Annotated in this window: 2 protein-coding genes; both read right to left on the bottom strand. The window is 38.5% G+C overall.

What is annotated here, in order from left to right:
* A partial coding sequence (locus G4P69_RS38205) for a DUF7005 family protein (RefSeq protein WP_390694093.1) occupies positions 1-778 on the bottom strand: 778 nt, incomplete at its 3' end.
* A gap of 100 nt (positions 779-878) precedes the next feature.
* The coding region (locus tag G4P69_RS38200) for a c-type heme family protein (RefSeq protein ID WP_208355183.1) at positions 879-1,410 on the bottom strand (532 nt) is incomplete at its 5' end.

Raw genomic sequence — 1,410 nt, 5'->3', positions numbered from 1 at the left:
CAAGAAAGCGACGAGTGAAGTAATGCGTACATTCATGTTCCAGTCTGATTTTCAAAGAAAGTTCCTCCCACTCGGTTGCGTTCAGTCCTAAGCTACTGGCTGCAACATTGCTATAGGAACTAGGGCTGAGAATAATAAATTGATCTTGATACAATTCTTTACGGCGAATGAGGAGTTGAAATTCTACAGCCCATTCAGCTTGAGTATGGTTACCCTGTTTGTGTTTACTATTCCATTGCTGCTGGTATTGGCGTACACGTCCCCAGTTGTTATAGCCACTCACAATACATGCTCCCATAGAATCAGGTATCGGCTGCGGTTCATTCCGTTTGGTGAGAGCTTGCACTAAAGTAACGAAATCCTCGCGGTTACCAGCAATTATGACCGGAATTTTGCCAGCGAGACTTTGGTACAACCAAAGTTGTAGTTTTTTGGGTTCGGTTAAAATCAACCCAGTCGCGATCGCCATATCTTGCACAGACTGCCCTCGTAGGGTTGCAGCACGATATGCATCTGTTTCACTAATCCCTCTCACTACAGGGAACTGAAACTGTACTAAATGCCGCTTCAAGACAGCATCAGCTCCATCCATTGCGGCGGAGGCTGCATATTCGTCCCACACAGCGATATAAGGTTCAGGTTGTGGGAGGAAAATTTGTTCTCGCTTTAATTTGTTGTGATCAAAGACATTTTGATTGTAGACAAGCAGTTCTGTAATTTCAGAGTTACTGGCTCCGAAAGTTTGCAAGACATTAATACGTAATTGCTGCTGATTCATTAGATAAAACCGACTAAATATATACAGTTAATCATTGAATTCTGAAAAATTAAAAATTAAAAATTTTGCAGTCTTAATCACTGATTTTGCACTAATATGTTTAAGCTCTAAATCTCTTCATAGCCATAGTTAAACTAATTTTCATACGTGTAAAAGCTTCTGCTAAACTACCAATTTCATCATTGGATAATTTCTCAAACTCAGCATCCATATCACCAATACTCACAGCTTCTGCAATTTGAGCAACCTTCTTGATAGGTTTAACAATAAATTGTTTTATCCAAAAGTTAGCTGTAAATATGGCAAAGGCAAAAATCACAGCGATAAGTCCAATCAAGAAAACTAACGATTGCCGCGCATTACGAAAAATTTGATCAGCTGGTAAAAAAACAATTTGCGCTCCATTAATGTCATTTAATTTCCAACCCATACCATTAATTGTGCCATACTTTTGAATCATACTTTTAGGGGCTTTATCTGGAGTACTGTGACATCTCAAGCATTTAGCTTCAGTTATAGCCAGAGGATGAGCAATATAGAAAAGATCTTGACCTTTTAAAGAACGGAATCCTGTCATTTCTTGCTCGAGATTATTATTTTTACGAAAATTAGCAATAATTTCTAACTCAAAG

Source organism: Aetokthonos hydrillicola CCALA 1050 (assembly GCF_017591665.1).
GTDB classification, from domain to species: domain Bacteria; phylum Cyanobacteriota; class Cyanobacteriia; order Cyanobacteriales; family Nostocaceae; genus Aetokthonos; species Aetokthonos hydrillicola.
This window is presented reverse-complemented; position numbering and strand designations above follow the sequence as displayed.